Source organism: Christiangramia sp., assembly GCF_029937855.1.
In the GTDB taxonomy this organism is placed as follows: domain Bacteria; phylum Bacteroidota; class Bacteroidia; order Flavobacteriales; family Flavobacteriaceae; genus Christiangramia.
The window spans coordinates 1-25,956 of record NZ_JAPYPC010000017.1; the positions used below are offsets into that span (position 1 = coordinate 1).

The 25,956-nt window shown below is 36.9% G+C and carries 26 protein-coding genes; 12 read left to right on the forward strand and 14 right to left on the reverse strand.

Annotation, left to right across the window (positions count from 1 at the left end):
* A partial coding sequence (locus Q1K34_RS10095; RefSeq protein ID WP_300438041.1) for an aromatic amino acid lyase occupies positions 1 to 511 on the forward strand: 511 nt, incomplete at its 5' end.
* On the opposite strand, the gene Q1K34_RS10100 is transcribed toward Q1K34_RS10095, so the two are convergent.
* Both Q1K34_RS10100 and Q1K34_RS10105 read right to left on the reverse strand, forming a co-directional pair.
* Positions 508 to 882, reverse strand: coding sequence for a hypothetical protein (locus Q1K34_RS10100; protein ID WP_300438043.1), 375 nt, complete (start codon positions 880 to 882; stop codon positions 508 to 510). The genes Q1K34_RS10095 and Q1K34_RS10100 overlap by 4 nt on opposite strands.
* Before the next feature lie 113 nt (positions 883 to 995).
* The gene (locus tag Q1K34_RS10105) at positions 996 to 3,548 is read right to left on the reverse strand and encodes an ATP-dependent Clp protease ATP-binding subunit (RefSeq protein ID WP_300438230.1); all 2,553 of its coding nucleotides are present in this window, start codon (positions 3,546 to 3,548) and stop codon (positions 996 to 998) included.
* A 247-nt stretch (positions 3,549 to 3,795) separates the two neighbouring features.
* On the opposite strand from Q1K34_RS10105, the gene gyrA reads away from it, so the two are divergent.
* Together gyrA and Q1K34_RS10115 are read left to right on the forward strand one after the other, a co-directional pair.
* Positions 3,796 to 6,327: a DNA gyrase subunit A gene (gene gyrA, locus Q1K34_RS10110; RefSeq protein ID WP_300438045.1), complete on the forward strand. Its 2,532-nt coding sequence runs from the start codon at positions 3,796 to 3,798 to the stop codon at positions 6,325 to 6,327.
* 18 nt (positions 6,328 to 6,345) lie between these two features.
* Positions 6,346 to 7,578 (forward strand): tetratricopeptide repeat protein, encoded by a 1,233-nt coding sequence (locus Q1K34_RS10115; RefSeq protein WP_300438047.1) that lies wholly within the window; start codon positions 6,346 to 6,348, stop codon positions 7,576 to 7,578.
* 74 nt (positions 7,579 to 7,652) lie between these two features.
* Here Q1K34_RS10115 and Q1K34_RS10120 read toward each other — a convergent pair whose 3' ends face one another.
* Together Q1K34_RS10120 and Q1K34_RS10125 are read right to left on the reverse strand one after the other, a co-directional pair.
* Positions 7,653 to 8,405, reverse strand: coding sequence for a C40 family peptidase (locus Q1K34_RS10120; protein WP_300438049.1), 753 nt, complete (start codon positions 8,403 to 8,405; stop codon positions 7,653 to 7,655).
* 20 nt (positions 8,406 to 8,425) lie between these two features.
* Positions 8,426 to 9,607: an acetyl-CoA C-acyltransferase gene (locus Q1K34_RS10125; protein WP_300438051.1), complete on the reverse strand. Its 1,182-nt coding sequence runs from the start codon at positions 9,605 to 9,607 to the stop codon at positions 8,426 to 8,428.
* 113 nt (positions 9,608 to 9,720) lie between these two features.
* On the opposite strand from Q1K34_RS10125, the gene Q1K34_RS10130 reads away from it, so the two are divergent.
* Entirely contained in the window at positions 9,721 to 11,766 is a 2,046-nt protein-coding gene (locus Q1K34_RS10130; protein WP_300438053.1) for an HDIG domain-containing metalloprotein, read from the forward strand.
* Positions 11,767 to 11,768: 2 nt separating this feature from the next.
* Here the strand turns inward: Q1K34_RS10130 and Q1K34_RS10135 are convergent, their stop codons facing one another.
* On the reverse strand, positions 11,769 to 12,221 hold the full coding sequence (locus tag Q1K34_RS10135; RefSeq protein WP_300438055.1) for a transcription elongation factor: 453 nt from the start codon (positions 12,219 to 12,221) through the stop codon (positions 11,769 to 11,771).
* Positions 12,222 to 12,402: 181 nt separating this feature from the next.
* On the opposite strand from Q1K34_RS10135, the gene Q1K34_RS10140 reads away from it, so the two are divergent.
* Positions 12,403 to 13,074 carry a hypothetical protein gene (locus Q1K34_RS10140; protein ID WP_300438057.1) on the forward strand — a complete coding sequence of 224 codons (672 nt, stop codon included), beginning with the start codon at positions 12,403 to 12,405 and terminating at the stop codon, positions 13,072 to 13,074.
* On the forward strand, positions 13,064 to 13,795 hold the full coding sequence (locus Q1K34_RS10145) for a DUF3307 domain-containing protein (RefSeq protein WP_300438059.1): 732 nt from the start codon (positions 13,064 to 13,066) through the stop codon (positions 13,793 to 13,795). The genes Q1K34_RS10140 and Q1K34_RS10145 overlap by 11 nt, the downstream gene beginning before the upstream one ends.
* Here the strand turns inward: Q1K34_RS10145 and Q1K34_RS10150 are convergent.
* Positions 13,772 to 14,179 carry a glyoxalase gene (locus tag Q1K34_RS10150; RefSeq protein ID WP_300438061.1) on the reverse strand — a complete coding sequence of 136 codons (408 nt, stop codon included), beginning with the start codon at positions 14,177 to 14,179 and terminating at the stop codon, positions 13,772 to 13,774. The genes Q1K34_RS10145 and Q1K34_RS10150 overlap by 24 nt on opposite strands.
* A 164-nt stretch (positions 14,180 to 14,343) precedes the next feature.
* On the opposite strand from Q1K34_RS10150, the gene Q1K34_RS10155 reads away from it, so the two are divergent.
* The 4 genes from Q1K34_RS10155 (at position 14,344) to Q1K34_RS10170 (ending at position 17,496) form a co-directional block, all read left to right on the forward strand.
* Entirely contained in the window at positions 14,344 to 15,705 is a 1,362-nt protein-coding gene (locus tag Q1K34_RS10155) for an NAD-dependent succinate-semialdehyde dehydrogenase (RefSeq protein WP_300438063.1), read from the forward strand.
* Positions 15,702 to 16,574 carry a DUF72 domain-containing protein gene (locus Q1K34_RS10160; protein WP_300438065.1) on the forward strand — a complete coding sequence of 291 codons (873 nt, stop codon included), beginning with the start codon at positions 15,702 to 15,704 and terminating at the stop codon, positions 16,572 to 16,574. Before Q1K34_RS10155 ends, Q1K34_RS10160 begins: the two co-directional genes overlap by 4 nt.
* Position 16,575: 1 nt before the next feature.
* Positions 16,576 to 16,992: an NUDIX hydrolase gene (locus Q1K34_RS10165; protein WP_300438068.1), complete on the forward strand. Its 417-nt coding sequence runs from the start codon at positions 16,576 to 16,578 to the stop codon at positions 16,990 to 16,992.
* A 117-nt stretch (positions 16,993 to 17,109) separates the two neighbouring features.
* Positions 17,110 to 17,496, forward strand: coding sequence for a hotdog domain-containing protein (locus Q1K34_RS10170; RefSeq protein ID WP_300438071.1), 387 nt, complete (start codon positions 17,110 to 17,112; stop codon positions 17,494 to 17,496).
* 4 nt (positions 17,497 to 17,500) lie between these two features.
* Here the strand turns inward: Q1K34_RS10170 and Q1K34_RS10175 are convergent, their stop codons facing one another.
* Genes Q1K34_RS10175 through Q1K34_RS10190 form a run of 4 tightly spaced genes read right to left on the reverse strand, consistent with a single transcriptional unit; the run spans position 17,501 to position 21,176 of the window.
* Complete coding sequence (locus Q1K34_RS10175) at positions 17,501 to 18,421, reverse strand: mechanosensitive ion channel family protein (RefSeq protein WP_300438074.1); 921 nt, start codon at positions 18,419 to 18,421, stop codon at positions 17,501 to 17,503.
* Positions 18,422 to 18,481: 60 nt separating this feature from the next.
* On the reverse strand, positions 18,482 to 19,585 hold the full coding sequence (locus Q1K34_RS10180; protein ID WP_300438077.1) for an endonuclease/exonuclease/phosphatase family protein: 1,104 nt from the start codon (positions 19,583 to 19,585) through the stop codon (positions 18,482 to 18,484).
* Positions 19,586 to 19,607: 22 nt separating this feature from the next.
* Positions 19,608 to 20,888: a mechanosensitive ion channel domain-containing protein gene (locus Q1K34_RS10185; protein WP_300438080.1), complete on the reverse strand. Its 1,281-nt coding sequence runs from the start codon at positions 20,886 to 20,888 to the stop codon at positions 19,608 to 19,610.
* Positions 20,889 to 20,891: 3 nt separating this feature from the next.
* A complete protein-coding gene (locus Q1K34_RS10190; RefSeq protein ID WP_300438083.1) occupies positions 20,892 to 21,176 on the reverse strand; it encodes a DUF3817 domain-containing protein in 285 nt (94 codons plus the stop codon).
* Positions 21,177 to 21,320: 144 nt separating this feature from the next.
* Between Q1K34_RS10190 and galE the strand changes: the two genes are divergently transcribed.
* Positions 21,321 to 22,370 (forward strand): UDP-glucose 4-epimerase GalE, encoded by a 1,050-nt coding sequence (gene galE / locus Q1K34_RS10195; protein WP_300438086.1) that lies wholly within the window; start codon positions 21,321 to 21,323, stop codon positions 22,368 to 22,370.
* 205 nt (positions 22,371 to 22,575) lie between these two features.
* Here the strand turns inward: galE and Q1K34_RS10200 are convergent, their stop codons facing one another.
* The 3 genes from Q1K34_RS10200 to Q1K34_RS10210 form a co-directional block, all read right to left on the reverse strand.
* Positions 22,576 to 22,734 (reverse strand): YqaE/Pmp3 family membrane protein, encoded by a 159-nt coding sequence (locus Q1K34_RS10200; protein WP_300438089.1) that lies wholly within the window; start codon positions 22,732 to 22,734, stop codon positions 22,576 to 22,578.
* Between the two features lie 121 nt (positions 22,735 to 22,855).
* Positions 22,856 to 23,473: a VTT domain-containing protein gene (locus tag Q1K34_RS10205; protein WP_300438232.1), complete on the reverse strand. Its 618-nt coding sequence runs from the start codon at positions 23,471 to 23,473 to the stop codon at positions 22,856 to 22,858.
* A 57-nt stretch (positions 23,474 to 23,530) separates the two neighbouring features.
* The gene (locus Q1K34_RS10210; protein WP_300438092.1) at positions 23,531 to 23,926 is read right to left on the reverse strand and encodes a hypothetical protein; all 396 of its coding nucleotides are present in this window, start codon (positions 23,924 to 23,926) and stop codon (positions 23,531 to 23,533) included.
* Between the two features lie 216 nt (positions 23,927 to 24,142).
* On the opposite strand from Q1K34_RS10210, the gene Q1K34_RS10215 reads away from it, so the two are divergent.
* Positions 24,143 to 24,853: an SDR family oxidoreductase gene (locus tag Q1K34_RS10215; protein ID WP_300438093.1), complete on the forward strand. Its 711-nt coding sequence runs from the start codon at positions 24,143 to 24,145 to the stop codon at positions 24,851 to 24,853.
* Between the two features lie 100 nt (positions 24,854 to 24,953).
* Here Q1K34_RS10215 and Q1K34_RS10220 read toward each other — a convergent pair whose 3' ends face one another.
* The gene (locus Q1K34_RS10220; protein ID WP_300438095.1) at positions 24,954 to 25,943 is read right to left on the reverse strand and encodes an NADP-dependent oxidoreductase; all 990 of its coding nucleotides are present in this window, start codon (positions 25,941 to 25,943) and stop codon (positions 24,954 to 24,956) included.
* Positions 25,944 to 25,956: the final 13 nt, after the last annotated feature.

Genomic DNA, 25,956 nt, shown 5'->3' on the forward strand with positions numbered 1-25,956 from the left:
GCCGTTGGCTTTAGGGTTAGATTATCTGGCCATTGCACTTTCAGAACTCGCAAATATTTCAGAAAGAAGAATATATCAACTGGTTTCCGGACTCAGGGGGCTCCCTAATTTCCTGGTGGAGAATCCGGGATTAAATAGCGGCTTTATGATTCCTCAATATACCGCGGCCAGTATTGTGAGCCAGAATAAACAATTATGCACACCAGCTTCTATAGACTCTATAGTTTCTTCAAACGGACAGGAGGATCACGTAAGTATGGGAGCAAATAGTGCCACCAAACTACTTAAAATAGTTGAAAATTTAAATTCTGTATTAGCGATTGAATTGTTCAACGCATCACAAGCCCTACATTTTAGAGAACCTGCAAAAACTTCAGACAAATTGAATAAAGTAATAAAGCTTTTTAGAGAACATGTTCCTGTGCTTACTGAAGACAGGACTATGGCTCCATTCATCAAAAAAGCAAAAAGCTTTGTGAATCAGTTTGAAGTAGAAGAATACCTGGATTAAATTCTGGTATTCATCCAGGCTACTGCCTCTTCGAGAGTTTGGAAAACCCCAAAACAATTATTGTCTTTATAAAATTTCTTTTCCACTACTTCAGCGTTTCTGCGAGTCATACTAGTTTCACTTACTACTGCGATGGCTTTTAAGTTGGAAGTTTTCGCAGATTCCATATAAACCATTGGATCTACCGCATAAGAATTTACTCTATGTGAAATATAACCGTAGTCTTTTCCTTTAAAAATTTCGGCTCCTATTTCAAGTAGCTTATTATTTGATGCTACATCGAAAAGGATACCTTCGTCAAGCTTCGCGATTAAAATATTATCGTGAATAAAAACTTTTCCAAAGTGGAGTTCAATCTGTTTTGTTAGCATGTTGGGTAGGGCTGTTTTGTGCTAATTTATGATATTTAAACAACTCATAAAAGCATATTAAAAAAAAAGCCGCTTCGTGAAAAGCGGCTTTTTTTTGTGACTATAGTAACTTCTTAAGATTCAGTTTCTTTTACTGATTTTTGAATATCTATAGTTAGTTCATTTTTTTCTTCATCCAGGTCCATTTTAATCTTATCACCTTCTTTTAAATTAGAAGTAATAATTTCTTCTGCCAATGAATCTTCGATATACTTTTGAATGGCACGATTTAAAGGACGTGCACCATATTGTTTGTCAAAACCTTTTTCGGCTATAAAATCTTTAGCTTTATCTGTTAAGGTTAAGTCGTATCCAAGACCCTGGATCCTGCCAAATAACTTTTCCAGTTCAATATCGATGATTTTATGAATATCTTCTCTTTCAAGACTATTGAAAATTACTACATCATCAATACGATTTAGAAATTCAGGAGCGAAGGCTTTTTTAAGCGCATTTTCAATTACACTTCTTGCATTATCATCCACCTGGGACTTTTGCGCTGAAGTTCCAAATCCAACACCCTGCCCAAAATCTTTCAGTTTTCGCGCCCCAATATTAGAGGTCATGATAATAATAGTATTTCTAAAGTCAATCTTTCTACCTAAACTATCTGTTAAATACCCATCATCCAATACCTGAAGTAGCATATTGAAGACGTCTGGATGGGCTTTTTCTACTTCGTCCAGAAGGATTACGGCATAAGGTTTTCTTCGAACTTTTTCAGTTAGTTGACCACCTTCTTCGTAGCCCACATATCCTGGAGGTGCTCCAATTAGGCGTGATACCGCGAATTTCTCCATGTATTCACTCATGTCTATTCGAATAAGGGTATCCTCATTGTCAAATAATTCACGGGCAAGTACTTTGGCCAACTGGGTTTTTCCAACTCCAGTCTGTCCAAGAAAAATAAAGGAACCAATTGGTTTATTTGGATCTTTAAGTCCAGCCCTATTTCTCTGTATGGCTTTAACAACTTTTCCTACAGCTTCATCCTGGCCAATTACTTTACCTTTAATCTTTTTTGGAAGCTCTACGAGTTTGTTACTTTCTGTTTGGGCAATTCTGTTAACAGGAATTCCGGTCATCATAGACACTACATCTGCCACACTATCGTCTGAAACAGTTTCTTTATGCTTTTTGGATTCTTCTTCCCATTTTTCCTGAGCAATGCTAAGCTCTTTTTCAAGATTTTTTTCATCGTCCCTTAGCTTGGCAGCCTCTTCATATTTCTGTTTTTTAACTACAGAATTTTTACTCTCCCTTACTTCCTCAAGTTTTCTTTCTAATTCCAGAATTTGCTTGGGAACATCAATATTTGTAATGTGAACACGGGAACCTGATTCATCCAGGGCATCTATGGCCTTATCTGGCAGGAATCTATCCGTCATATATCTATTGGTAAGTTTCACACAAGCCTGGATCGCCTCATCTGTGTACACCACGTTATGGTGATCTTCATACTTATTTTTAATATTATTAAGTATCTCAATTGTTTCCTCAACTGTCGTTGGCTCTACAATCACCTTCTGAAACCTTCTTTCTAAAGCACCATCCTTTTCAATATATTGCCGGTACTCATCCAGAGTCGTAGCTCCAATACATTGAATTTCACCTCTGGCCAAAGCCGGTTTAAACATGTTGCTGGCATCCAGGCTACCTGTAGCGCCCCCGGCACCAACAATGGTATGAATCTCGTCAATAAAAAGGATGATATCATCATTCTTTTCAAGCTCGTTCATAACGGCTTTCATGCGTTCTTCAAATTGGCCCCTGTATTTTGTTCCTGCAACAAGGCTGGCTAAATCTAAAGTAACCACTCTTTTATCAAATAGGATTCTTGAAACTTTACGTTTTACAATTCTAAGTGCTAATCCTTCGGCAATGGCAGATTTACCAACGCCGGGTTCTCCTATAAGGAGTGGATTGTTCTTTTTTCTCCTACTTAATATTTGCGAAACCCTTTCAATTTCTTTTTCTCTTCCCACCACCGGGTCTAATTTATCAGCTTCCGCCAGGGCAGTGAGATCCCTTCCAAAATTATCCAGCACCGGCGTTTTGGATTTCTTGGATGGTTTTCCTGTGGTTCCACCACCACTGAATGGGTTTTCCCTGGTAGTATCATCACCATCGTCATCTGAAAACGACTCAGCGGTAGGACTATCAGAAAAATCGTTTTCATCGCTGGCGATCATATATTTAAATTGATCTTTTACGCCGTCGTAATCTATCTTCAATTTATTCAGGAGTTTAGTTGTGGGGTCGTTCTCGTTTCTTAAAATACATAACAAAAGGTGAGCAGTATTTATTGACGAACTCTGGAAAAGTTTAGCTTCCAGAAAGGTCGTTTTTAAAGCACGTTCAGCCTGTCTTGTTAAGTGCAGGTTCTTCTTCTCGTTATTTATAGTAACGGTATTTGGATTTGCGGGGCTTAAAATTTCTACTTTACGTCTTAAATGACTAAGGTCTATATCAAGTGCGCTAAGTATATCTATAGCTTTCCCGTCTCCATCTCTTAGTAAGCCAAGCATTAAATGTTCTGTACCAATAAAATCATGGCCCAATCTAAGAGCTTCCTCTTTACTGTATGCAATAACATCTTTTACTCTCGGTGAAAAATTGTCGTCCATTTTATCTTCCTTTCTCAAATTTTATTTCACTACGAATTAAGTCAAAAACTATACCTAATAGGGAGTTAGTAGCTAATTGACAAAATTACTTTCAATTATCAAAGGGTAAAATACTGAACTTATTAACCAAACCACGATAAAAATTTGTTAATAAAAAGAAGGGTATCTGGTGCTTCAATGCCCGTTAAAATTGATAAAATATGTAAATTGCCCCTTAGATTTTTTGAGATAAATTAAATTTTAAAATATGGCTGAAGGAGAAAAGCTAATTCCTATCAACATTGAAGATGAAATGAAATCGGCCTACATTGATTATTCAATGTCGGTCATTGTGTCACGTGCCCTACCAGATGTTCGTGACGGATTAAAACCAGTACACAGAAGGGTTTTGTACGGTATGTACGAGCTTGGAGTTCTTTCAAATAGGGCCTATAAAAAATCAGCAAGAATCGTAGGAGAGGTATTAGGTAAGTATCACCCGCACGGAGATTCATCAGTATACGATACCATGGTTAGAATGGCGCAGCATTGGAGCATGAGGTACATGCTTGTGGATGGTCAGGGTAACTTTGGTTCAGTAGACGGCGATAGCCCGGCTGCGATGCGTTATACTGAAGCACGTATGCGTAAGATAAGCGAAGACATGCTTGCTGATATTGATAAAGAAACTGTTGATACTCAGTTAAACTTCGATGATTCGTTAAGCGAACCGGTAGTAATGCCTACCAGAGTTCCAAATTTACTTGTGAACGGGGCCAGTGGTATTGCTGTAGGAATGGCGACCAATATGCCGCCACACAATCTTTCCGAAGTTATTGACGGTACCATCGCTTATATAGATAATCATGATATCGAAATCGATGAGCTTATTCAGTATATTAAAGCTCCCGACTTTCCTACAGGTGGAATTATCTACGGTTATGATGGCGTAAAAGAAGCTTTCAAAACTGGACGTGGTAGAGTGGTGATGCGAGCTAAATCCCATATGGAAGAAATTAGTGGGAGAGAATACCTGGTAGTTACTGAAATTCCATATCAGGTAAATAAGGCAGATATGATAAAGAAAACTGCCGATCTTGTTAATGACCGAAAAATTGAAGGAATCAGCCTCATTAGGGATGAATCCGACCGTAATGGTATGCGCATCGTTTATCAGTTAAAGAGAGATGCCATTCCTAATATTGTACTTAATACTTTATTCAAACATACCGCATTACAGTCTTCTTTTAGCGTAAATAATATCGCACTGGTAAATGGAAGACCGGAGATGCTGAATCTTAAAGATCTTATTTACCATTTCGTAGAGCACAGGCATGATGTTGTGGTGCGTAGAACCGAATTTGAATTAAGAAAAGCAAAAGACAGAGCACATATCCTGGAAGGATTAATTATTGCTTCAGATAATATTGACGAAGTAATTGCCTTAATCAGAGCATCCTCAAATGCCGATGAAGCCAGAACCAAATTAATGGAGCGCTTTGAGCTTTCCGAAGTTCAGGCAAAGGCGATCGTGGAGATGAGGCTAAGACAACTTACGGGTCTTGAGCAGGATAAACTGAGAGCAGAATATGACGAAATTCTGAAAACCATTGAAGACCTTGAAGATATTCTAGCCCGCAAGGAACGTAGAATGCAGGTAATCAAGGACGAGCTTCTTGAGGTGAAAGAAAAATATGGTGATGAAAGACGTTCCCAAATAGAATACGCTGGCGGAGATCTTAGTATTGAAGATATGATCCCAGACGAGAAAGTGGTTATTACTATTTCCCACGCCGGGTATATTAAAAGAACTTCCCTTAATGAGTATAAAACTCAAAATAGGGGTGGAGTTGGTCAAAAAGGCTCAAATACCAGAAATGAGGATTTCCTTGAGTATCTTTTCGTAGGAACCAATCACCAGTACATGTTATTCTTTACACAAAATGGGAAGTGTTACTGGATGCGTGTTTATGAGATTCCCGAAGGAAGCAAAGCTTCTAAGGGAAGAGCGATTCAAAACCTTATAAATATAGAACCAGAGGATAAAGTAAATGCTTTCATCTGTACCCAGGATCTAAAAGATGAAGAATATGTAAATGATCATTTTGTTATCATGGCCACGAAAAAAGGTCAGGTTAAGAAAACAAGGTTAGAAAGATATTCCCGCCCCAGAACCAATGGAATCAATGCCATTACTATTAAGGAAGGGGATGAATTATTGGAAGCAAAGTTAACCACAGGGAATAGCCAGGTAATGCTTGGTCTTAGAAGCGGTAAAGCCATCAGGTTTGAAGAGTCTAAAACCAGACCAATGGGTAGGAATGCTTCCGGTGTGCGAGGAATTACCTTAGCCGGTGATAATGATGAAGTAGTGGGAATGATAGCCGTAAATGATTTTGAATCAGACATTCTTGTTGTTTCTGAAAATGGATATGGGAAAAGATCCAGTCTGGAAGATTATCGTATAACCAATCGTGGAGGTAAAGGTGTTAAAACTATTTCGGTAACCGATAAAACGGGACAACTTGTCGCAATTAAAAATGTTTCAGATGCCGATGATCTGATGATTATAAATAAATCTGGAATTGTGATACGTATGGCTGTGGAAGATTTACGCGTAATGGGTCGTGCTACACAGGGAGTTAGGCTTATTAATCTCAAAGGTAAGGATGCTATTGCAGCGGTTGCAAAAGTACTACATGACGAAGATGACGTAGAAAGTATGGAAGATGCTGAAAAGCCTGTAGGCAGTGAGGAGTCAGCGAATGGCACAACTATTGCAGATGATAGTGAAGAATAAATAAAAACCAAAATAACAATGAAAACTAATATTTTGACCGCGGCAGCAGTATCATTTTTAACTATGACTGCATTCGCACAGAAGGACCAGGTAAAAAACGCAGAAGACGCCCTGGATGATGGCAATTATACAGAGGCTAAGGCTCAACTAAAGGTTGCAGAAGCAAATCTTGGTGAACTTAATGATAAATGGCAGGAAAACTTTTATTTATATAAAGGTAAGGCATATGCTGGTGGTAACCCAACTGCTGAAGATATGAAAACTGCCGCAATGGCATTTCAGAAAGCTGCTGAAATGGGTAATGATGATGCTCAGGAAGAACTTGCTGCCTTAAAAAATAACCTTATTCAAAGTGCGATTTCAGATCAAAATAAGCAGGAATTTGCTTCTGCTGCCGATAAGCTCTATACCAGCTATGAATTAAGCAAGCAGGATACAATTTATCTGTATTATGCTGCTAACAATCTTGTACAGGCGCAGGAATACGGAAAGGCTGCTGAATATCTTGAGATGCTGAATGCACTTGATTACGATGGTTCAGGAAAAGCCTATACTGCTGTAAATGTGGAAACGGGGGAAAGAGAAAATTTAGGTTCAAAACAGCAAATGGATCTGATGATCAAAACTAATCAGTACAAAGAGCCACAGGTTGAAAATATTCCTTCTAAAAAAGGAGAGATTGCGGCTTTAATTGCGAGAATATACATCAATCAGGAGGATTACGAGAAAGCAATTGCTGCTATGGATAAGGCAAAAGCTACAAATCCTGATGATCTGGGTCTTCTTCAGGCAGAAGCTAATATGTACTACCAGATGGGGGAAAAGGATAAGGCCAGAGAAATTCTAGAAGAAGTAGCTTCTAAAGATCCTTCAGATCCTGCAACCTTCAATAATATTGCATTAATGTATGCTGAAATTGATGATACAGAAAAGGCCATAGAATTTTATAAGAAAGCTCTAGAGGTAGATCCTGAATTTAACGAAGCAAGAGTAAATATGATTGCTGCTATGTTGAGCGAGGAAAGAGGGATTATTGATGAAATGAATAATCTTGGAATGAGCAAAAAAGATAATGCTCGTTATGATGAATTAGATGCTGAGAGAAAAGAGCTTTATCGAGAAGTACTTCCTTATCTAGAAAAAGCGATGGAAGTAGATCCGGAAAACAAAGATATTATTAGAACAGCGATGAACCTTTACACTAATTTAGGTGAGGAGGAAAAAGCTGATGAATTAAAGGCTAAACTTTAATTAGATTATAATTTATAAAAAAAACCGCTGAATTATTTCAGCGGTTTTTTTATGTTATTTTTTTTAAAACAAGATCAAATGATTTTTTTGATCACCCGTAGTTTATGGGTATGTTTTTTCAATTCGGTATTAAAAATACCAGAGTGATCTATGCGATCTATCCGCACCTTGCCGTCTACGTGAATGATGTAGTTATCTTTCATCATTAAGCCCACGTGATTTATTACTCCTTCGTTATCATCAAAGAATACAAGATCTCCGGGTTCACTTTCTTCAATAAAACTTAATGCTTCCCCTTGTTTTGATTGATCGGCTGCGTTTCTTTTTATAGAATAGCCATTTAATTTATAAACTGTTTGTGTAAAACCACTGCAGTCTATTCCAAAGGGACTTTTACCCCCAAGAATATGAGGAGAATTCAAATATAATAATGCGGTGTTTATGAGATTTTGCTTTTTCAAAGATGAAGGTTTCACTTTTTCGCCCTCAAATGCATGACCTAATTTGTTAGTATAGTTTAAAACAGATCCCAATACCACAGGCATCAATAAACCATTATCATCGGTTATATATTCAATAAGATCTGAAGAAAGCTGAAGATCATCCTCTTTTAGAGCATCATATTCAGCTTCATCAATCTTTTTATACTGCTTATTATCGATCCAGGCTTCAAAATCATCAAAGGCATTTCGAATCCTGCTCCAATGGACACGTTCTTCTAAAACTTTAAAAAACTCCCCATATAGAAGCTGAGAGGTCATTTCACTTTCGTGAGATGTAGAAGCCCTAAGCGGTACAATACTTAAATGGCAAATCCCGTATTGCATTAATTACTTATTGATCAATTTTAGGAATTACGTTCAATTACCATTGCTGAAGCACCACCCCCGCCATTACATATGGCAGCAGCGCCTATTTTAGCATTATTTTGCTCAAGAACGTTTAGTAAAGTGATGAGGATCCTAACACCACTGCATCCTAAAGGATGTCCTAAAGAAACAGCTCCACCATTTACATTTGTATTTTTATCACTTAATCCTAAGATCTTCATATTGGCAAGGCCAACCACAGAAAATGCTTCATTAAACTCAAAGAAATCTACCTCGTCCATTTTAATACCTGCTTTATCAATAGCTTTGGGTAAGGCCTTAGAAGGGGCGGTGGTAAACCATTTAGGTTCTGTTGCCGCATCTGCAAAACTCTTTATGGTAGCCAGTGGCTTTAACCCAAGTTCATCTGCTTTTTCTCTACTCATCAGTACAACTGCTCCACCACCATCATTTATGGTAGATGCATTGGCTGCGGTTACAGTTCCTTCCTTTGAAAATGCAGGTCTAAGAGATGAAATCTTATCCATTCTTACATTTTTAAACTCTTCATCTTCTTTTACAATTATGGGATCACCCTTTCTTTGAGGAACTTCTACCGGCACAACTTCATTATCAAATTTTCCTTCTTTCCAGGCCCTGGCAGATCTTTCGTAAGATTGAATTGCAAATTTATCCTGGTCTTCACGGGAAAAGTTATGTTCAGAAGCACAAAGATCGGCACAAACACCCATTGCGTTATGATCGTAGGCATCTACCAATCCGTCTTTTTGCATACCATCTTCCATAGCAGCCGGTCCAAATTTTTTCCCGTTCCTTAAATGAATATAATGCGGGATTAAACTCATATTTTCCATTCCCCCAGCAACTACAATCGAGGTATCTCCCAACATTATAGATTGTGCTCCCTGCATAACCGCTTTCATACCACTGGCACATACCTTATTAATAGTAGTACATGGAACGGTGTCTGGAATTCCAGCACCAAGGGAAGCCTGTCTTGCCGGAGCCTGACCAACACCCGCCTGAACCACATTACCCATCAACACTTCTTCTACCATTTCGGGTTTCAGATTGATTTTTTCCAGAGCCCCTTTTATGGCAATAGAACCTAATTTTGTTGCAGGAACGCTTGATAAGCTACCTAAAAAACTACCAATAGGTGTTCTCGCAGCGCTTACTATTACTACTTCTTTATTCATGTTTTAAGTTTAATTAATTCAAGAAATGCGAAGTTAGTGATTTTATAAGGAATTAAATAACCTAAGCTTATTCAAGCCTATTTTTACTACATTTGGGCATTACCTGAATATCTATGAGCGATTTTGTTAATAAGCTTTACAAAAATCAGGCGCTTTTTTATAAAGTTTTCCTGTTTGTGCTTACCTCAGTATTAATCGTTTACCTTCTTCCGAAAGGTGGTAAATTTAAATATGATATCCCAAAAGGGAAGCCCTGGCAATATGAGAATTTATATGCGCCTTTTGATTTTGCCATTCTTAAGACAGATGAAGAGGTAGCTGCCGAAAAGCAGGATATCACCAAATCCCATATTCCTTATTACAATTTTGATTCAGAGAAACCCGGAGAGGTGAAGGAGGAGGCTTTAAATGAGGTTGAAAATGTATTTGCAGATACTACATTGAACGTTTATGAGACTATTATTGATGATTTTGTTGCAAAAACCGTTGATGATATATATGAATTTGGATTATTGCAGGAAAGTAACCGGTTGAATGCAGATCAACTTGTTTATTTATTAAAAGGAAATGAAGCTTCTGAGGTTGCTTATAAAAGAATCTTAAAACAAAACCAGATCAGGGATTTTTTAAGTGATGAAATAGCTAATGCGGGATTTTCTTCTTTTAAAACCGAGTTGCTCGAAGTTTTTTTTAATTCCGTAGAGCCCAATGTAACCTTTAACAATGAGCTTACTCAAAAAGAACTTGAAAGCAAACTCAATAATATTTCATATACACGCGGTATTATCGAACAGGGTAGTAGGATCATAGCCAAAGGCGAAGTTGTAGAAGGTAATAAATACAATATCCTGAGGTCCCTAAAAGCCGAATATGAGTCACAGGTATGGAGTCAGTCTAATTATAACTGGATCATAGTTGGTTACAGCACTTTAGTGGCGCTGGCTTTATTAATGCTGCTTCTCTTTATGAGAAAATATCGCATGAGTATTTTTGAGAATAATGTGAAAGTGACTTTCATTTTTTTCAATATTATCTTTATGTTAATGCTCACCACGCTGGCTGTAAACTTCAATATAGATTATGTGTATGTGGTCCCCCTGTGCATTCTACCCTTAACCTTAAAAGCATTCTTTGATGCCAGGCTTGGGCTCTTTACCCATGTTATTACCGTATTGCTTTTAGGTTTTATAGTCCCTAATAGTTATGAATACATGTTCCTGCAAATTATTGCGGGAATTGTAACTATACTTACGGTAAGCGAATTATATAAAAGGGCAAATCTCTTTATTTCGGTTGGGCAGATAACGTTGGTTTATATTATCGCCTATTTTGCCTTTACAGTGATTCAGGAAGGAAATATTGATGATATGAAGCCAGAAGTTTTCCTCACATTTTTGCTTGGAGGTTTGGCAACTTTATTTGTGCAACCTCTTATCTATGTTTATGAAAAAATCTTCGGAATGGTTAGCGATATGTCTTTGCTGGAACTTTCAGATACTAATTCCAGGCTATTAAAAGAATTAGCTGAAAAAGCTCCCGGAACTTTTCATCATAGCTTAAATGTTGCGAATCTGGCTGAAGCTGCTGCCAATGAAATTAATGCAAACGCCATGCTAGCCAGGGTAGGAGCGCTATATCATGATATAGGTAAAATGCATAATCCAACTTATTTTACAGAGAATCAAACGACTTCTGTAAACTCTCACGATGAATTATCGCCAAGGGAAAGTGCCCAGATAATTATAGAGCATGTGATTAAAGGGATAGAAATTGCTAAAAAGAACAATCTGCCAGACAGGGTAATAGATTTTATTAGAACGCATCACGGCACCAGTACGGTTTACTATTTTTACATGAAAGAAAAGGAAGCCAATGAAAATACCTCTTCCGAAGATTTTAGATATCCGGGACCTATTCCTTTTAGTAAGGAAACTGCTATTTTAATGATGTGCGATAGTGTGGAGGCTGCTAGTAAAAGCCTCAAGGAACCTACGGCAGTACTTATAGATAATTTTGTGGAGAAGATCATTGATAAACAAATGGAGGAAGGTCAATTCTTAAACTCCAATATTACCTTTAAAGAAATACAGATGGTAAAGAAAATCCTTAAGCGTAAACTCAAGAATATTTACCATCTGCGTATAGAATATCCGGAATAAAATTAATGCACATTGAGTATTTTATGCTCTTTATCATTAAAAGAAAAGCTTTCCCCTGATTTTTTTCCTTTCATTTCCTGATATATTGGTGCATCTGTGGAAATAGCGTATACTGTACTTCCTTCCTCCAGCGTAATTTTCCCTAGTGCAGCAGATATAAAATAGTAATTTTCAGAAGTCTCTACAACACTTCCAAAATCAATTTGCTCTGTGTAGTGCTTTTTATCTATTCGATTAAGTTTTTCTTTCATTTTTCGTGAATGATCCAGGTATTCGGCATATTTTTCAAAATCCCCCAGTAGCTGGCCTTTGCTGTCATCTTCATCATAATCTGTATGGGCGTCATTATTTTCCATGGATTCTTTTATCTGGTCCATTTCATTTTGATACTTCTCAATTTGCCTGTTTACTGTATCCAGGCATTTATAGAATAATTCCTCTTTATTTGTTACCATTTTTTATAAATTTCTTGTTTGAAATTAAAATTAGTCAAGCTTTACTTGCTTACCGAAGTTTTAGCAAATATTTAATACCTTGTTTTTATTAGTCTGAAACCTTATAATCATACAATATAAGCCTAAAAGCTTATATTTATAAATTATAAGCTTGTAAGCTTATTTTTTATATATTTGTTTTATGGTAGCAGTAATTTCAGCCGATCTTTTGTCTTCTTCCAGGTATTCAAAGGCATTATTAGAAAAAGTGATTTCAAGCCTGAACATGGAATTTAAAGCTTTAGAAAAACATTCTAAATACGACCTGGGATTTAAAATTTTTAGAGGCGATAGTTTCCAGGGAATGCTTAAAGACCCTGGCTTATCTTTAAAAGTGGCAATTCAATTAAAAACAGCCATCAACAAAATTCATTTACACGACGAAGAGCGAAATAAAGCTTTTAAAAAAGAAGCCGATCTTCGATTAGCCATAGGAGTTGGCACTTACGATTTTAAGCGGGATTCTATTTCAGAATCCAATGGCCAGGCTTTTCAATTTTCAGGGCGAACCCTTGATGAGATGAAAAAAGAAAATCGTAAACTCCAAATAAAAACACCTATAGAAAATATCAATAACGAGTTCAATACATCATTGTTCTTATTTGATGCAATATCTGATAAATGGAGCACAGCTTCCGCTGAAGTTATTTATTATCTTCTGAAAGGATTCATCGAGACTGAAATTGCTTCAGAACTTGGAATAAGCCAGTCAGCCGTAAATCAAAGAAAAAAAGCAGCGGGATGGGATGCAATCCAGATGTTGTTAACTCGTTATGAATCGGTAATTAAAGAACATTTCTTGGATGGAGAATAGCACGCTCATACTTTTACAATTGTTATTAGCACATATAGTTACAGATTTTGTAATTCAACCCACAAAATGGGTAAATCATAAAAGAAAATATAAAGGGAAATCAAAATTTCTCTATCTGCACGCCTTTATTGCCGGTTTCCTCACATTTTTATTCCTTTCGGAATTGAAGTGGTGGTATATAGCTGTTTTTATTGGAATAACGCATTTTCTAATAGATCTTTGGAAATTACAATTTAAGAAAGATAACCTTAAAATGTTTGTTTCAGATCAATTACTTCATCTCCTGTTTATTCTGCTTGCGTGGTTATTTTTAATAGCTGGTTTTCAGAAAGTTCTTCCCTTTATTTCAAATTTAATTTCTTCGGAAACCATTCTGGCACTGGTCATAGGTTACCTAATCATTATTTTTCCTACAGGGTTTCTTATAGGCAAGGCTACAAAAAGATGGCAAAATGAAGTACAGGACGATCTGAAAAAAAATAGTCTGGATGCTGCCGGGAGGTATATTGGTATTTTTGAAAGAATTTTAGTTTTAACCTTTATTTTAACCACTAATTTTTCAGCAATAGGTTTTCTTATTGCCGCAAAATCCATACTTCGTTTTAGCGATAAATCTGAAACAGGAGCTAGAAAACAAACCGAATATGTACTCATAGGAACCCTGATGAGTTTCACAATTACAATTATGATAGGTTTTCTAGTACGCCATATGGCTTTCTAAAAGCTGGATGTTGCTTTGTATTCTTTCTTTTACAATATTCATCATTCTTTTATTCAGGGCAGAAGAATTTTTGATGTATCTGTCATATTCCGCTAAGGTAAACTGGCCAATAATCACTCCCTTTAGACTATTCCTGAATTTGATATCCCTTTGAATGGCATTTTCTATATACTCAAACCTTTTCTCCAGTTTAAGTTCATAGAACTTATTCTTATGCTTAGTAATATAATTCCTAAACATAGCCAATAACAGTTCATCCTGTAATTTGGCCACAGGGCGAAGGGTTTCATTTTGAAACCTTTCATCTAAACTCATGTTTGTGCTAATTTTTGCTGAAGGGATCTCAGGCCTTAAACCCATTAGGTTAATATCTCTCGTATTCATGGCAGGTAATGTTTCTTAAATATAATTATTAAAATAACTGCATTTACTATGCCGCTATGAGACTTGTAAACGGTTTATAAACAATAGGAGTTAAATATGTCTTAATCGTCTGTTGTTCTTGTATTCATCTTATTATATTTAAAAGAAAAGCTAATTAACATAGTATGATAGAATCAAAAAATCCATATACAGGAGAAGTCCTTGAAAAATTTAAGGAGCTTACCAAGACAGAAATCGATGACGCACTGGATAAGGCAGATTCCAGGTTTAAAAATTGGAGAAAAACCAGCTTTAAAGAAAGAGCTGATTTAATGAACAATGCGGCTGCCGAATTAAAAAAAAATAAACAGGAATACGCCAGGGATATGAGTCTGGAAATGGGAAAACCCATAACTCAGGCTATTGCAGAAATAGAAAAATGTGCGTGGGCATGTGAATATTATGCTAAAAATGCTGAAAAACATTTATCTCGAAAAAATATAAAAACCGATGCTGCTAAAAGTTATGTGAACTATGAGCCTATAGGCGTAGTTCTGGCTATTATGCCCTGGAATTATCCATTCTGGCAAGTATTTAGGTTTGCAGCTCCTGCTTTAATGGCTGGTAACATTGGAGTTTTGAAGCACGCCAGCAATGTGATGCGCTCTGCAAATAATATTCAGAAAGTCTTTCAAAGAGCCGGTTTCCCAGAAGGCTGCTTTCAAAATCTTGTGTTGGGGAGCAGTAAAATAGAAGATATCATTAAGGATCCACGAATAAAAGCCGTGACTTTAACCGGAAGCAAACCTGCTGGTGCTGCTGTAGCTTCTACGGCAGGCGGAGAAATTAAAAAATCTGTTCTAGAGTTAGGCGGAAGTAATGCGCTGGTAATATTTAAAGATGCTGATATTGCTAAAAGTGTAAGTACCTGTGTTCAGGCAAGATTTCAAAATACAGGACAGAGCTGTATCGCAGGAAAAAGACTTATTATCCACGATAGCATAGTGGATGAGTTTATGGAAGAATTCGTAAAACAGGTTCGCGAATTAAAAAGCGGAGATCCCTTAGATGAAGAAACTTTTATAGGCACCCTTGCCAGGGAAGACCTGGCTGTAGATCTTGAAAAACAAATTCAGGATTCGGTGAAGGCAGGAGCAGAGATCATCCTGGGAGGGAAAAGGAACCGTGCTTATTTAGAACCAACTATCCTCAATGGGGTAACTCCGGAAATGAGCATGTTCAAAGAAGAAACTTTTGGCCCTGCCATTGGCGTTACTACCTTTCATGAGGATAAAGAAGCCATAGAACTGGTTAATATTTCAGATTTTGGACTGGGTGTTTCCATATTCACTAAAGACATGGACTTTGCAGAAAAGATAGTGCCTGAATTTGAGGACGGGGCTGTATTTGTAAACGAACTCGTGAAAAGCGATCCGAGGCTTCCTTTTGGCGGTACCAAAACTTCAGGTTACGGTAGGGAGCTTTCTGAAGATGGAATTCAGGAATTCGTGAATAAGAAAACCGTTTATTTTAAATACAATAAATGAAATTTGGAAAAGTTGAGGATCCCGGAAGTATTGATTTTACCCTGCCACCCACGCATATACAAACTAAAGAAATACTCAACTCATTTAAAGATTCCAGTTTTGAGGATGTAAGAATTGGCTGTGCGAAATGGAACAAGGCAGATCTAAAGAATTTTTACCCAAGGGGAACTAAAGATGAACTGGAATATTATTCCACACAATTTAATTCAATTGAATTGAATGCTTCTTTTTATAGAATGTTTCCCGAAGAGCAATTTGCAAAATGGGCGTCTAAAGCAGCTGAAGATTTTAAGTTTTTTCCAAAGGTCCCAAGGCTCATTAGTCATATTAAAAGGCTAAATGAAACTGAGGTAATTACCGATGATTTTGTGAAGAATATATTGCCTTTGAAAGAGAAGATGGGAATGGTATTTCTTCAACTTCGTGATGATTTTGGCCCTAAAAATATAGACAGGCTTGAAAAATTCTTTAAACACTGGCCAAAGGAAATTCCTCTGGCAGCTGAATTCCGTCATGCCGGGTGGTATCAGGATTCTAAAGTTGCAGATACATTGAACGAACTTATGGAGGAGCATGGAATAACTCATGTAATTACCGATTCTGCCGGTAGAAGGGACCTGCTCCATATGAGATTAACTACCGGTTCCGCTTTTATTCGTTATAACGGGGCTAACCATCAGAGTGATTATGATCGTTTAGACGAGTGGTTAGAACGAATTGATGAATGGTATAAGATGTGCCTTAAAAATCTATATTTTTTCGTTCATCAAAATGTGGAAGAGGCATCACCATTATTATCGGCATATTTTATTGAAAAGTTCAATAAAAGATTTAATACCGGAATTAAGATTCCAGAAACATTAAACTAATATGGCACAAAATATATCTGTTACAGTTGATAGTGTTGTTTTCTGTAAAGCAAACAACCAATTTAAAGTACTGCTAATTCAGCGAAAAAATGATCCATTCAAAGATCAATGGGCGTTGCCCGGGGGATTTGTGAATGAAGATGAGAATTTAGAAACTGCGGCGAAAAGAGAATTACAGGAGGAAACCGGCGTAAAAGTAGAGTCCATGCAGCAGGTGCAGGCGTTTGGTGAACCGGGAAGAGATCCCAGGGGACGAATGATCTCTATTGCCTTCTTAAGTAGAATATTCTGCGAAGAACAATTAAAACCTTCAGATGACGCTAAAGATGCACAATGGTTCGCAATTGAAAAATTGCATACGATGAAACTCGCTTTTGATCATGATGAAATTATCAATGTAGCACAACAGTTTCTGTAATTATATCTTTTTAAAATTCATTAATCAGCAAATTTTTTATTTCATTTTGTGAATTAGGTAAATCTATAGCGATCCCTTTAATTACTCACTTATTCTGATTAATTTCAAAATAAAAACATGAGATTTCATACCCGAAAATGGATAAAACCAGAGGATCTTAATCCTAATGGAACATTATTTGGCGGACGCTTACTGGAGTGGATAGATGAAGAATGCGCTCTATACAGTATCGTTCAGCTTGAAAACCCGAAGACGGTTACCAAGTATATGAGCGAAATTGATTTCAGAAGTTCTGCACACCAGGGTGATATCATTGAAATAGGTATAGAAGTTCTAAAGTTTGGAACGGCGTCGTTAACCTTAAAATGTGAAGTTCGGAATAAAATGACCAGAGAAAGCATCATCACGGTAGATAAAATAGTAATGGTTGCTCTGGATGAAGCTGGAAAACCCAAGCCTCATGGTAAAACTGAAATCGAGTTCGTCAAAGACCGATTGAAATAAGCTCTTAACTTTTTTTAGCCGGAGATTCGGTATTAGGAGCAAGACGAACAGGAAATTCCTTTTCACCACCATACAGTTTGATTTCCTGAATATCTGCTGGCATATAATAACCATTGTCCTCTAATGCTTCTTTTACCGCTCTAACCACATTCCCTTTTGTTATGAGTGCCTGCATCCTGAAATCTGTAGTATCTACCCAAAAGAAAACTTTTAGATTTACCGTGCTTGTTGCCAGTTCGTCTTCTATTACAAAATTTTGATGGTCTTTGTCTTCAATTACTGTAGGTTCCTTTCTCAAAGCTTGCATTACAGTTTTCTTCGCGCCATCTATATTGTCTTCATACGCGATACCAATAATAAAACTCCACCGAAAAAAGCCATCTTCAGTATAATTGGTAACAGGCTCGGTAAGCACATCACTATTGGGAATATAAACATCTTTCCCATCAAAGGTTTTTAGCTTTGTATATCTAAATTCCAGCGCTTTTACCTTGCCAAAATTACTTCCAATTTCTACTGTATCTTCCACATCAAAAGGCCTGTTAAATGCCAGAATGATCCCTGCAATAAAATTTTCACCAATATCTTTAAACGCAAATCCAAGCACTACCGCGCTAGCCCCAGCCGCAGTTAAAATTCCTGTAGCAATGCCTCCAAGACCTGCAGCGCGCAGTGCCAGCATAATTGCGGTAATAATTACAATAAATCTGATCGCCTTGCCCAAAAATCGACTCATTAAAGGATCTGAAGTTCTGGCCGATATTCTTCTTTGAAAAAACTTACCCAACCAAATCCCCAATAAAACCCCGAGAATTATAATTAGAAGTCCGATTCCTATCCCCGGAAGCTGATCTAACAAGTTGTAATAAAACTGATTAAAAGCTTCTGAAACAGTTTCAGTTTCATCGGAACTAGGATTTTGCATTTTATTGTTTTTCTTTTAAAAGTATAGGCTACCTGATGTTATCTCAAATACTCCTGCTATTTATTGATTGCTGGATCCATTCTGGCCTTTTTCGGAATTCTCTCTCTTTTCTTCAGCAATTTGCTTTTTAGCTGCTTTAATTACTTTTTCACTTGCAGGTTCTGGCTTTTGCTCTGCGCTAAGTTCTGGCTGAAGGTATAATTCCGCATAGAATGGAAAATGATCAGATTTTATATCACTACCAATTCCAATCTTTTCAACCCTAAACTCCTCAGAAACAAAAATATGGTCCAAAGACCATCGCATTATAAAACTGGTGACATCGAAAGTATTATAAAAGCTCCTTCCTTTTCTTACATCCAGAAGTTCTCCAATACTCTGGAACATACTGGTTGTATTAGACCAGGCTACATCATTAAAATCGCCTATTACCATCACAGGAATTTCAGCATCTCTGGCCATAAATGCTATTTTCATCATTTCAGCATCCCTATCAGTAGAAGAAGGATTATGTTGTGGCATGGGCGGAGTGGGATGTATGGCATGCAGTTGCACCCAATCGCCGGATCGTAACTGGATTTGTGAATGAATGGATGGAATACTATCGTCTACCAAATATTTCACCTCTGCATTTTTTAATTTCAATTTGGAATACAGAAGCATTCCGTAGGTGTTATCCAGGGGGACTATTTTTTTATAAGGATAATTAGCTCCTATCCCTTCCTCAATGGCTAAATCCCAGTTTGTATCTGTTTCAGTAAAAATAGCGACATCGGGATTTAATTTTTTAATTTCCGCAATTAAAAGTGCCGTTTCTTTATTCTTTTGAAGTACGTTTGAAGTTAATAATTTTAAGCCGGTATTTTTATTCACTGTTTCAGTAGGCTTACCTACATCATAGGGGGCAAAAGGGGTATAGGGGTATATTTTTATGAATTGAAAAATAAAGCAGGCCACTAAAACTGTCATAAAAGTATAATCTCTCCATGACCTGATCTCAAACCTGAAAAAATACACAGCAATGGCCGTAAGAGTTAAAAGCGTTAATTCTATATGAGGATAATCAAACATCCTGATCCACCAAAAGTCGGCAGCAATAAGGGGAATTAAAGTGATTACAACTGCCAGGATACCGAAGCCCTGAAGAAAAGGTTTTAATTTCATAGGTGGATTGAGGAATTAGGAGTTAAGTATTTTTTTCCAAAAAATCACGAATATCATCGCCAGATGGAGATTCAAACAATTTCAGATCAAAATAGGGGATAGCCGCTATAAGATGGTCAAAAATATCTGCTGAAATATACTCAAAATTTTCCCAGCGCTTGTCCCTGCTAAAACACAGTATTTCTAAAGGTATTCCATTTGCGGTAGGAGCAAGGTGCCTTACGATGATGTACATCTCTTTATGGATGGCAGAATGTTCATGCAAATAGGAGTCGGCATATTTTCTAAAAATACCAAGGTTGGTCTGGTTTCGTCCATTGATCAAAAGACCCTTGTCAATATTATTGGCTTCATTGAATTTATCAATTTCTACCTGCCTGTTTTCAAGATATGGAGCAATAAGTTTGATTTTCTTAAGCTCATTTATTTTTTCCGGGCTAAGGAATTTTACAGAATTCTGCTTGATATAAACAGAACGTTTAATTCGTCTACCCGGCGATTCCTGCATTCCCCTCCAGTTCTGGAAAGAGTCTGAAATCAAACTATATGTAGGAATGGTAGTATAGGTATTGTCCCAATTTTGCACACGAACGGTAGCAAGGTTAATTTCGGTTACGGTACCATCTGCTCCAAATTTTTCAAAAGAGATCCAGTCTCCAATTCTAACAATATCGTTCACTGAAACCTGGATGGAGGCTACTAAACCTAGAATAGTATCTTTAAAAATCAATAGGATTACCGCAGATGCCGCACCTAAAGAAATAGCGAATCCAACTACAGATTTTCCTGTAATTTCAGAAAATATAAACATAAAACCCACGATCCAGATAAAGATCATGATGATCTGGCTAAAACTTTCGAGGGGTTTATCATTGAATTCTTCCCGGGTCTTTAAATAATTTCTGGTAGATCTAAGGATGCTCCGAAAAATCCAGATCAACAGGATAATCACATAGATCTTCAAAACGAAGTGAAATACTCGTAAGGTTTCCGGAAAATCGGCAAAAATTAAAGGAAAGGTTTTATAGACCAATAGTATGGGCAAAAACCGGCCTACATATCGGGGAAAATTACTTTTGATAAGAAAATCGTCAAAAGTGGTCTTTGTTTTATTGGTAAAAAGCTTAAATCCTTCAATGATAAAATGCTTGATTATATAATTTATACCTATTACTAAGAGAGTAATCGCTAGAAGATTGATAAATAAATTTAGATATTGAGCGATTACAGGATTCATCCCATAGTCAATAAATAATTCCTCAAAAAAGCAGATAAGGTCTATAAGTCCTTCTTCAATATCCATGAACTAAAGGTATTTCTTTTCAACATAAAAAGGACCAAATGGCAGGACAGAGCAGCCCAGTATGATCCCTAATTCCTTTAAAGTCCAATTCATAGGCCTGAACAATAATATCCCGCCCAGCACATACGTGATAAAGAGTATTCCGTGCGCCATGCCTACCTGTTTGACCATTTCGGGCATTTCGAATAGATATTTTAATGGCATAGCGATAAATAAGAGCAGGAGAAAGGAGATTCCCTCCAGAATGCTTATCCATTTAAAGACTTTGACCTGATTTTCCAGTGACATACGTAATATTTAAACCTGCACAAAGATAATTGAATAAATAGACATGAGCTTAAAGAGTAAAACCAGCTTTAGGAAGTTTTTTTTATGAAGATAGAACCTTTCCAGTTTATCAATTTTCTTAATTTGCAGGTGTAAAATAAATATATGAGCACTAAAAGAGTATTGGTCACGGGCGGACTTGGATTTATTGGTTCGCATACTGTGGTAGCCCTTCAAAATGAAGGTTTTGATGTTGTAATTATAGATAATCTTTCTAATTCGTCTATAGATGTTTTGGGAGGGATCACCCAGATAACAGGAAAAAACCCCGAATTTGAGAATATCGATCTACGGGAAAAAGCCGCGGTAAAGAATTTTTTTGATAAGTATCCGGATATTGAAGATGTAATTCATTTTGCAGCCTCTAAAGCTGTAGGTGAAAGTGTGACCAATCCGCTTCTATATTACGAGAATAATATTTCTACCCTGGTTTATTTACTTCATGAGCTTAACAAAAAAGAAAATGCCCAATTTATCTTTAGTTCTTCCTGTACGGTATATGGCCAGGCAGATAGATTACCAATTACTGAGGATGCCCCGGTTAAAGAGGCGGAATCCCCTTACGGCAATACCAAACAGATTGGTGAGGAGATCATTAAAGATACCTGTAAAACCAATGCTAATTTTAAAGCAATCGCGTTAAGGTACTTTAACCCCATAGGAGCTCATCCTACTGCTGAAATAGGGGAATTACCTATAGGAACCCCTCAAAATTTAATTCCGTTTATAACACAAACAGCTATAGGGAAAAGAAAGGAGTTATCGGTTTTTGGAAATGATTATCCTACTGAAGATGGCACCGCCATTAGAGATTATATACATGTAATGGATCTTGCCGAAGCTCATGTGTATGCTTTAAAGCGATTGATGAATGGAAAGGAACAAAAGAATTATGAAGTTTTCAATCTGGGTACCGGTAAGGGGAATTCGGTACTGGAAGTGATCAGGTCTTTTGAAAAAGTTTCCGGAGAAAAGTTACCATATAAAATTGTAGGTAGAAGGGAAGGGGATATTACTGCTGCTTTTGCAGATACCACAAAAGCTAATAAAGAACTTAATTGGAAAGCAGATAGAAGCCTCGACGATGCTTTGGAAAGCGCCTGGAAATGGCAAAAAGTAGTTCAAAAGAAAGAGGAACAGGAAAATGAAAGTTGATACTCCTTATAAAACATTAAAATTATTCATTTGCTTTTAGAGAAAAGAAATTAAACCTGAACTTACTTAATTGATAAACAAAGGAAGTTTGATATGGTGTTTTTCAAAGAAAGTGAATTTGTAAAGCAGGAAAATTTTACCGGACACCACTGTATAAAATAAAAAGACCGGCAAATGCCGGTCTTTTTATTTTAGAATCAAATTCTTATCGTGATCCGTTTACCAGAAAAGCATGGATTACACCTGGAATCCAACCCAATGCCGTAAGCAATAAACTTATAAGAAAAGTTACTCCCAAACCGTGTTTCATAAATACTGCTAATGGCGGTAATAAGATGTTCAGAATAATCGTTAGTATAGACATAAATTTGGTTTTATTGGTTAATAGACCATACGCATTTTGCGTAATTTAAATCCAAGATAAAACGATTAAAAAGCTAAACCTTAAACCTTATGAAAAGTTTAAAGATTTGTTTAGGAAAGCGTTAAACCATTTCGAAAATTACCAGAGCATATAAATAAAATCTTGCATACCTGAGCAAGCCGAAGATCAAATAACTGGAAAAAGGAAACCTAATAATTCCAGCTGCTATACTGGTCATAGCAAATGGAATAGGAAGTAAGGCTCCCACTATAATTAGAAAACCACCCCATTTTCTGGTATTTTTTATGTGCTTTGCCATTTTTGATTCCAGAGCTTTATGAACGGCAGGAATTTTAGTAATGCTAACACCTATCCAGTAAGAAACAACTCCTCCCAGGTAAGAAGCCGTAGCTAGAAAGGTTAAGAAAAGCATAGGGCTTGCAGATTTTCCAGCCCAGGCAATGAACAACTCTGGCGGAATTAAACCCAGTAATGATTCAGAAAGAAAGAAAATACTCAGCACTTCAATTGGAGCATAGGTCTCAGTAATGGTAACCAGCATTTCTTCGATATCCAGAAGATATCGATCTATGGCCCATAATGCTCCCACAAACAATACAATGGGTATCACAGCCTTTTTGATACTCTTCCAAACAAAGGAATAAAAACCTGTATAATTGTAGTATTGATGTAATAAGCGTATTCGCGACTTCTTTTTAGATTTCGCTTTTTCTTTCATCAACTAATTTCTTTTATAGCATTTTCAGAAGAATTTCTGAAGGAAAATAGGGGGAGCTTAGTAGTCTTCCCCGGCATGTTCTTTTAATGCCTGTACATAATCACGAAGTTCCATTTCATTTACTTTGTTGGAATGTTCCGCCATTAGTGAAAGCAAATATTCCAAACTCTCCTGTCCAGTAACATCCTCGGTTTCTACAACTTCAGTATCTTCTTCTGCCTCTTCATCCAATTCCAAAGGTTCATCGTCTGGGATTGCTATTAAAAAGTCATCATTCTCATCGATATGTTCATAGGCCAACCTGGTCACTTTGGCAAGCAGCGGGATGTTCTCTTCTATTACAAGTTTTCTAAGTTCCTTTAGGTCTTCTACAATAGTATTTGTAATAATTCCATTGCGCATCAGGTCGCGCTGAATTTTGTTGAGTAACTTCTGTGCTTTTATATTTTCCAAGGTATCGCTATTAAATAGGTCAGTACTGATTTTGTAAAAATTCAATTATTTACTGCTGAATTTTTTTCAGCAACAAAGTTAGTTTTTTTAAGATTCTATAAAAGTCTTTTCCCAGGTTTTATAAAGTATTTAACCTTTAAAATTAACAGAATCTTAGAGCTTTAAATTTCAGGGACTTTGGCGTCTTTAGTAGCTTTAGATTTCAAAAAAAAAATTATGTCCAAGAATAATAAAACAGCTCTTGTTACCGGAGGAAGTAAAGGTATAGGTTATGGTGTTGCAGAATCCTTATTAAAAATGGGATATAAAGTAGCGGTTACCAGTAGGTCATTATCCTCAGCAGAGGAAGCTGCCAAAAAATTATCCAATCATGGAGAAGCCTTAGGTTTGGAAGCTGATGTTAGAAATTTTGAGAGTCAGGAAAAAGCCGTAGAAAAGCTGCTCGAAAAATGGGGGCAACTGGATGTGTTAATTGCCAATGCGGGAATAGGAAATTTTGGATCTGTAGAAGATTTAACGATTGAGGATTGGAATGATACTATCGACACTAACCTGACCGGAGTATTTTACAGTATTAAAGCAAGTGTAAACGCATTAAAAAAATCTGAGGGTTATATTATTACCATTTCCAGCCTTGCCGGTACCAACTTCTTTGCTGGTGGTGCTGCCTACAACGCGAGTAAATTTGGGGTTACAGGCTTTACCCAGGCAGTAATGCTGGATTTAAGGGATAAAGGCGTAAAAGTTAGTACGATCATGCCTGGATCTGTGGCAACCTATTTTAATGATCATCAACCTTCTGAAGCCGACGCCTGGAAGATACAGATCGAAGATATTGGGGAACTGGTAGGCGATCTTCTGAAAATGAATCCACGAACTTTGCCGAGTAAAATTGAAGTAAGACCTTCTAAACCACCAAAAAAATAATCCTTAAAAAATAGATGCCTGTGCAACACCAGGTTTTCATTTATAGATTTACTTAATTAAGAATGGGATGTCGTTTTATTGACATCCCTGATCTTTTTAATTATACTTTCACGAGCATTTTCCCTAAGTTTTTTCCATCAAAAATATCGATAAAAGCTTGTGGTGTTTTCTCGAAACCTTCTATAATCGTTTCATCGTATTTAAGTTTACCAGATTTTAACCAGCCGGCAAGCTCTGAAATTGCTTTTTCATACTCTTTCATATGATCCCTAATTAAAAAACCCTGCATCAATGCAGATTTCTTAATTAAAATACCTTCGGGTCGTGGGCCGGTAGGCGTTTCTGTCTTATTGTAGATAGAGATAGCGCCGCAATTAATTATTCTCGCAGCTTTATTGATATTCTGTAAAGCAGCATCTAAAATTTTACCACCCACATTATCAAAATAAACATCCACACCATCTGGACAGGCTTCTTCAATTGCTTTCTCCATATGAGCAGTGGTTTTATAATTAATGCCTGCATCGAAACCGAACTTTTCCTGGATATGCTGAATCTTTTCATCACTCCCGGCAATCCCAATCACCCGGCAGCCTTTTATTTTTCCTATCTGGCCCACCACGCTACCTACGGCTCCGGCAGCTCCAGAAACAAGAAGCGTCTCTCCTTTATTTAAGTTCCCAATTTTATCCAGAGCAAGATAAGCGGTAAGTCCTGTTAATCCCAGCACTCCTAAATATGCTGAAAGAGGGGCAATTGAGGGATCTACTTTTCGAAGATTCTCTCCGCTATGGGATTGTTGTTTTTTCCAATCCAGCATTCCAATTACGTAATCTCCTTTTTTAAATTCTTCATGATCGGAAAATGTTACTTCTGAAACAATCATAGATTCTACAGCCTCACCAACTTCAAAGGGTTCTATATATGATTCCTCATTTCGCATTCTTCCGCGCAAATAGGGATCTACCGAAATATATTTAGTCTCTAGAACGACTCTTTCATTTTTCGGGTCTTCAATTTCCTGTATTTCAAAATTCTCCAGGGAAGGTTTGCCTTTTGGCCGGGACTTTAATATGATCTGCTTGCTCATCGTGCTATGTTTT

What these genes read in the sequence shown, in the direction of transcription:
- Q1K34_RS10205 (WP_300438232.1), bottom strand. Translation starts at nt 23,473, where the DNA reads ATGAAAGAAAAAGCGAAATCTAAAAAGAAGTCGCGAATACGCTTATTA.
- Q1K34_RS10115 (WP_300438047.1), top strand. Translation starts at nt 6,346, where the DNA reads ATGAAAACTAATATTTTGACCGCGGCAGCAGTATCATTTTTAACTATG.
- Q1K34_RS10190 (WP_300438083.1), bottom strand. Translation starts at nt 21,176, where the DNA reads ATGTCACTGGAAAATCAGGTCAAAGTCTTTAAATGGATAAGCATTCTG.
- Q1K34_RS10175 (WP_300438074.1), bottom strand. Translation starts at nt 18,421, where the DNA reads ATGCAAAATCCTAGTTCCGATGAAACTGAAACTGTTTCAGAAGCTTTT.
- Q1K34_RS10180 (WP_300438077.1), bottom strand. Translation starts at nt 19,585, where the DNA reads ATGAAATTAAAACCTTTTCTTCAGGGCTTCGGTATCCTGGCAGTTGTA.
- Q1K34_RS10160 (WP_300438065.1), top strand. Translation starts at nt 15,702, where the DNA reads ATGAAATTTGGAAAAGTTGAGGATCCCGGAAGTATTGATTTTACCCTG.
- Q1K34_RS10140 (WP_300438057.1), top strand. Translation starts at nt 12,403, where the DNA reads ATGGTAGCAGTAATTTCAGCCGATCTTTTGTCTTCTTCCAGGTATTCA.
- gyrA (WP_300438045.1), top strand. Translation starts at nt 3,796, where the DNA reads ATGGCTGAAGGAGAAAAGCTAATTCCTATCAACATTGAAGATGAAATG.
- Q1K34_RS10185 (WP_300438080.1), bottom strand. Translation starts at nt 20,888, where the DNA reads ATGGATATTGAAGAAGGACTTATAGACCTTATCTGCTTTTTTGAGGAA.
- Q1K34_RS10145 (WP_300438059.1), top strand. Translation starts at nt 13,064, where the DNA reads ATGGAGAATAGCACGCTCATACTTTTACAATTGTTATTAGCACATATA.
- Q1K34_RS10215 (WP_300438093.1), top strand. Translation starts at nt 24,143, where the DNA reads ATGTCCAAGAATAATAAAACAGCTCTTGTTACCGGAGGAAGTAAAGGT.
- Q1K34_RS10165 (WP_300438068.1), top strand. Translation starts at nt 16,576, where the DNA reads ATGGCACAAAATATATCTGTTACAGTTGATAGTGTTGTTTTCTGTAAA.
- galE (WP_300438086.1), top strand. Translation starts at nt 21,321, where the DNA reads ATGAGCACTAAAAGAGTATTGGTCACGGGCGGACTTGGATTTATTGGT.
- Q1K34_RS10135 (WP_300438055.1), bottom strand. Translation starts at nt 12,221, where the DNA reads ATGGTAACAAATAAAGAGGAATTATTCTATAAATGCCTGGATACAGTA.
- Q1K34_RS10120 (WP_300438049.1), bottom strand. Translation starts at nt 8,405, where the DNA reads ATGCAATACGGGATTTGCCATTTAAGTATTGTACCGCTTAGGGCTTCT.
- Q1K34_RS10200 (WP_300438089.1), bottom strand. Translation starts at nt 22,734, where the DNA reads ATGTCTATACTAACGATTATTCTGAACATCTTATTACCGCCATTAGCA.
- Q1K34_RS10125 (WP_300438051.1), bottom strand. Translation starts at nt 9,607, where the DNA reads ATGAATAAAGAAGTAGTAATAGTAAGCGCTGCGAGAACACCTATTGGT.
- Q1K34_RS10220 (WP_300438095.1), bottom strand. Translation starts at nt 25,943, where the DNA reads ATGAGCAAGCAGATCATATTAAAGTCCCGGCCAAAAGGCAAACCTTCC.
- Q1K34_RS10150 (WP_300438061.1), bottom strand. Translation starts at nt 14,179, where the DNA reads ATGAATACGAGAGATATTAACCTAATGGGTTTAAGGCCTGAGATCCCT.
- Q1K34_RS10100 (WP_300438043.1), bottom strand. Translation starts at nt 882, where the DNA reads ATGCTAACAAAACAGATTGAACTCCACTTTGGAAAAGTTTTTATTCAC.
- Q1K34_RS10170 (WP_300438071.1), top strand. Translation starts at nt 17,110, where the DNA reads ATGAGATTTCATACCCGAAAATGGATAAAACCAGAGGATCTTAATCCT.
- Q1K34_RS10155 (WP_300438063.1), top strand. Translation starts at nt 14,344, where the DNA reads ATGATAGAATCAAAAAATCCATATACAGGAGAAGTCCTTGAAAAATTT.
- Q1K34_RS10105 (WP_300438230.1), bottom strand. Translation starts at nt 3,548, where the DNA reads ATGGACGACAATTTTTCACCGAGAGTAAAAGATGTTATTGCATACAGT.
- Q1K34_RS10130 (WP_300438053.1), top strand. Translation starts at nt 9,721, where the DNA reads ATGAGCGATTTTGTTAATAAGCTTTACAAAAATCAGGCGCTTTTTTAT.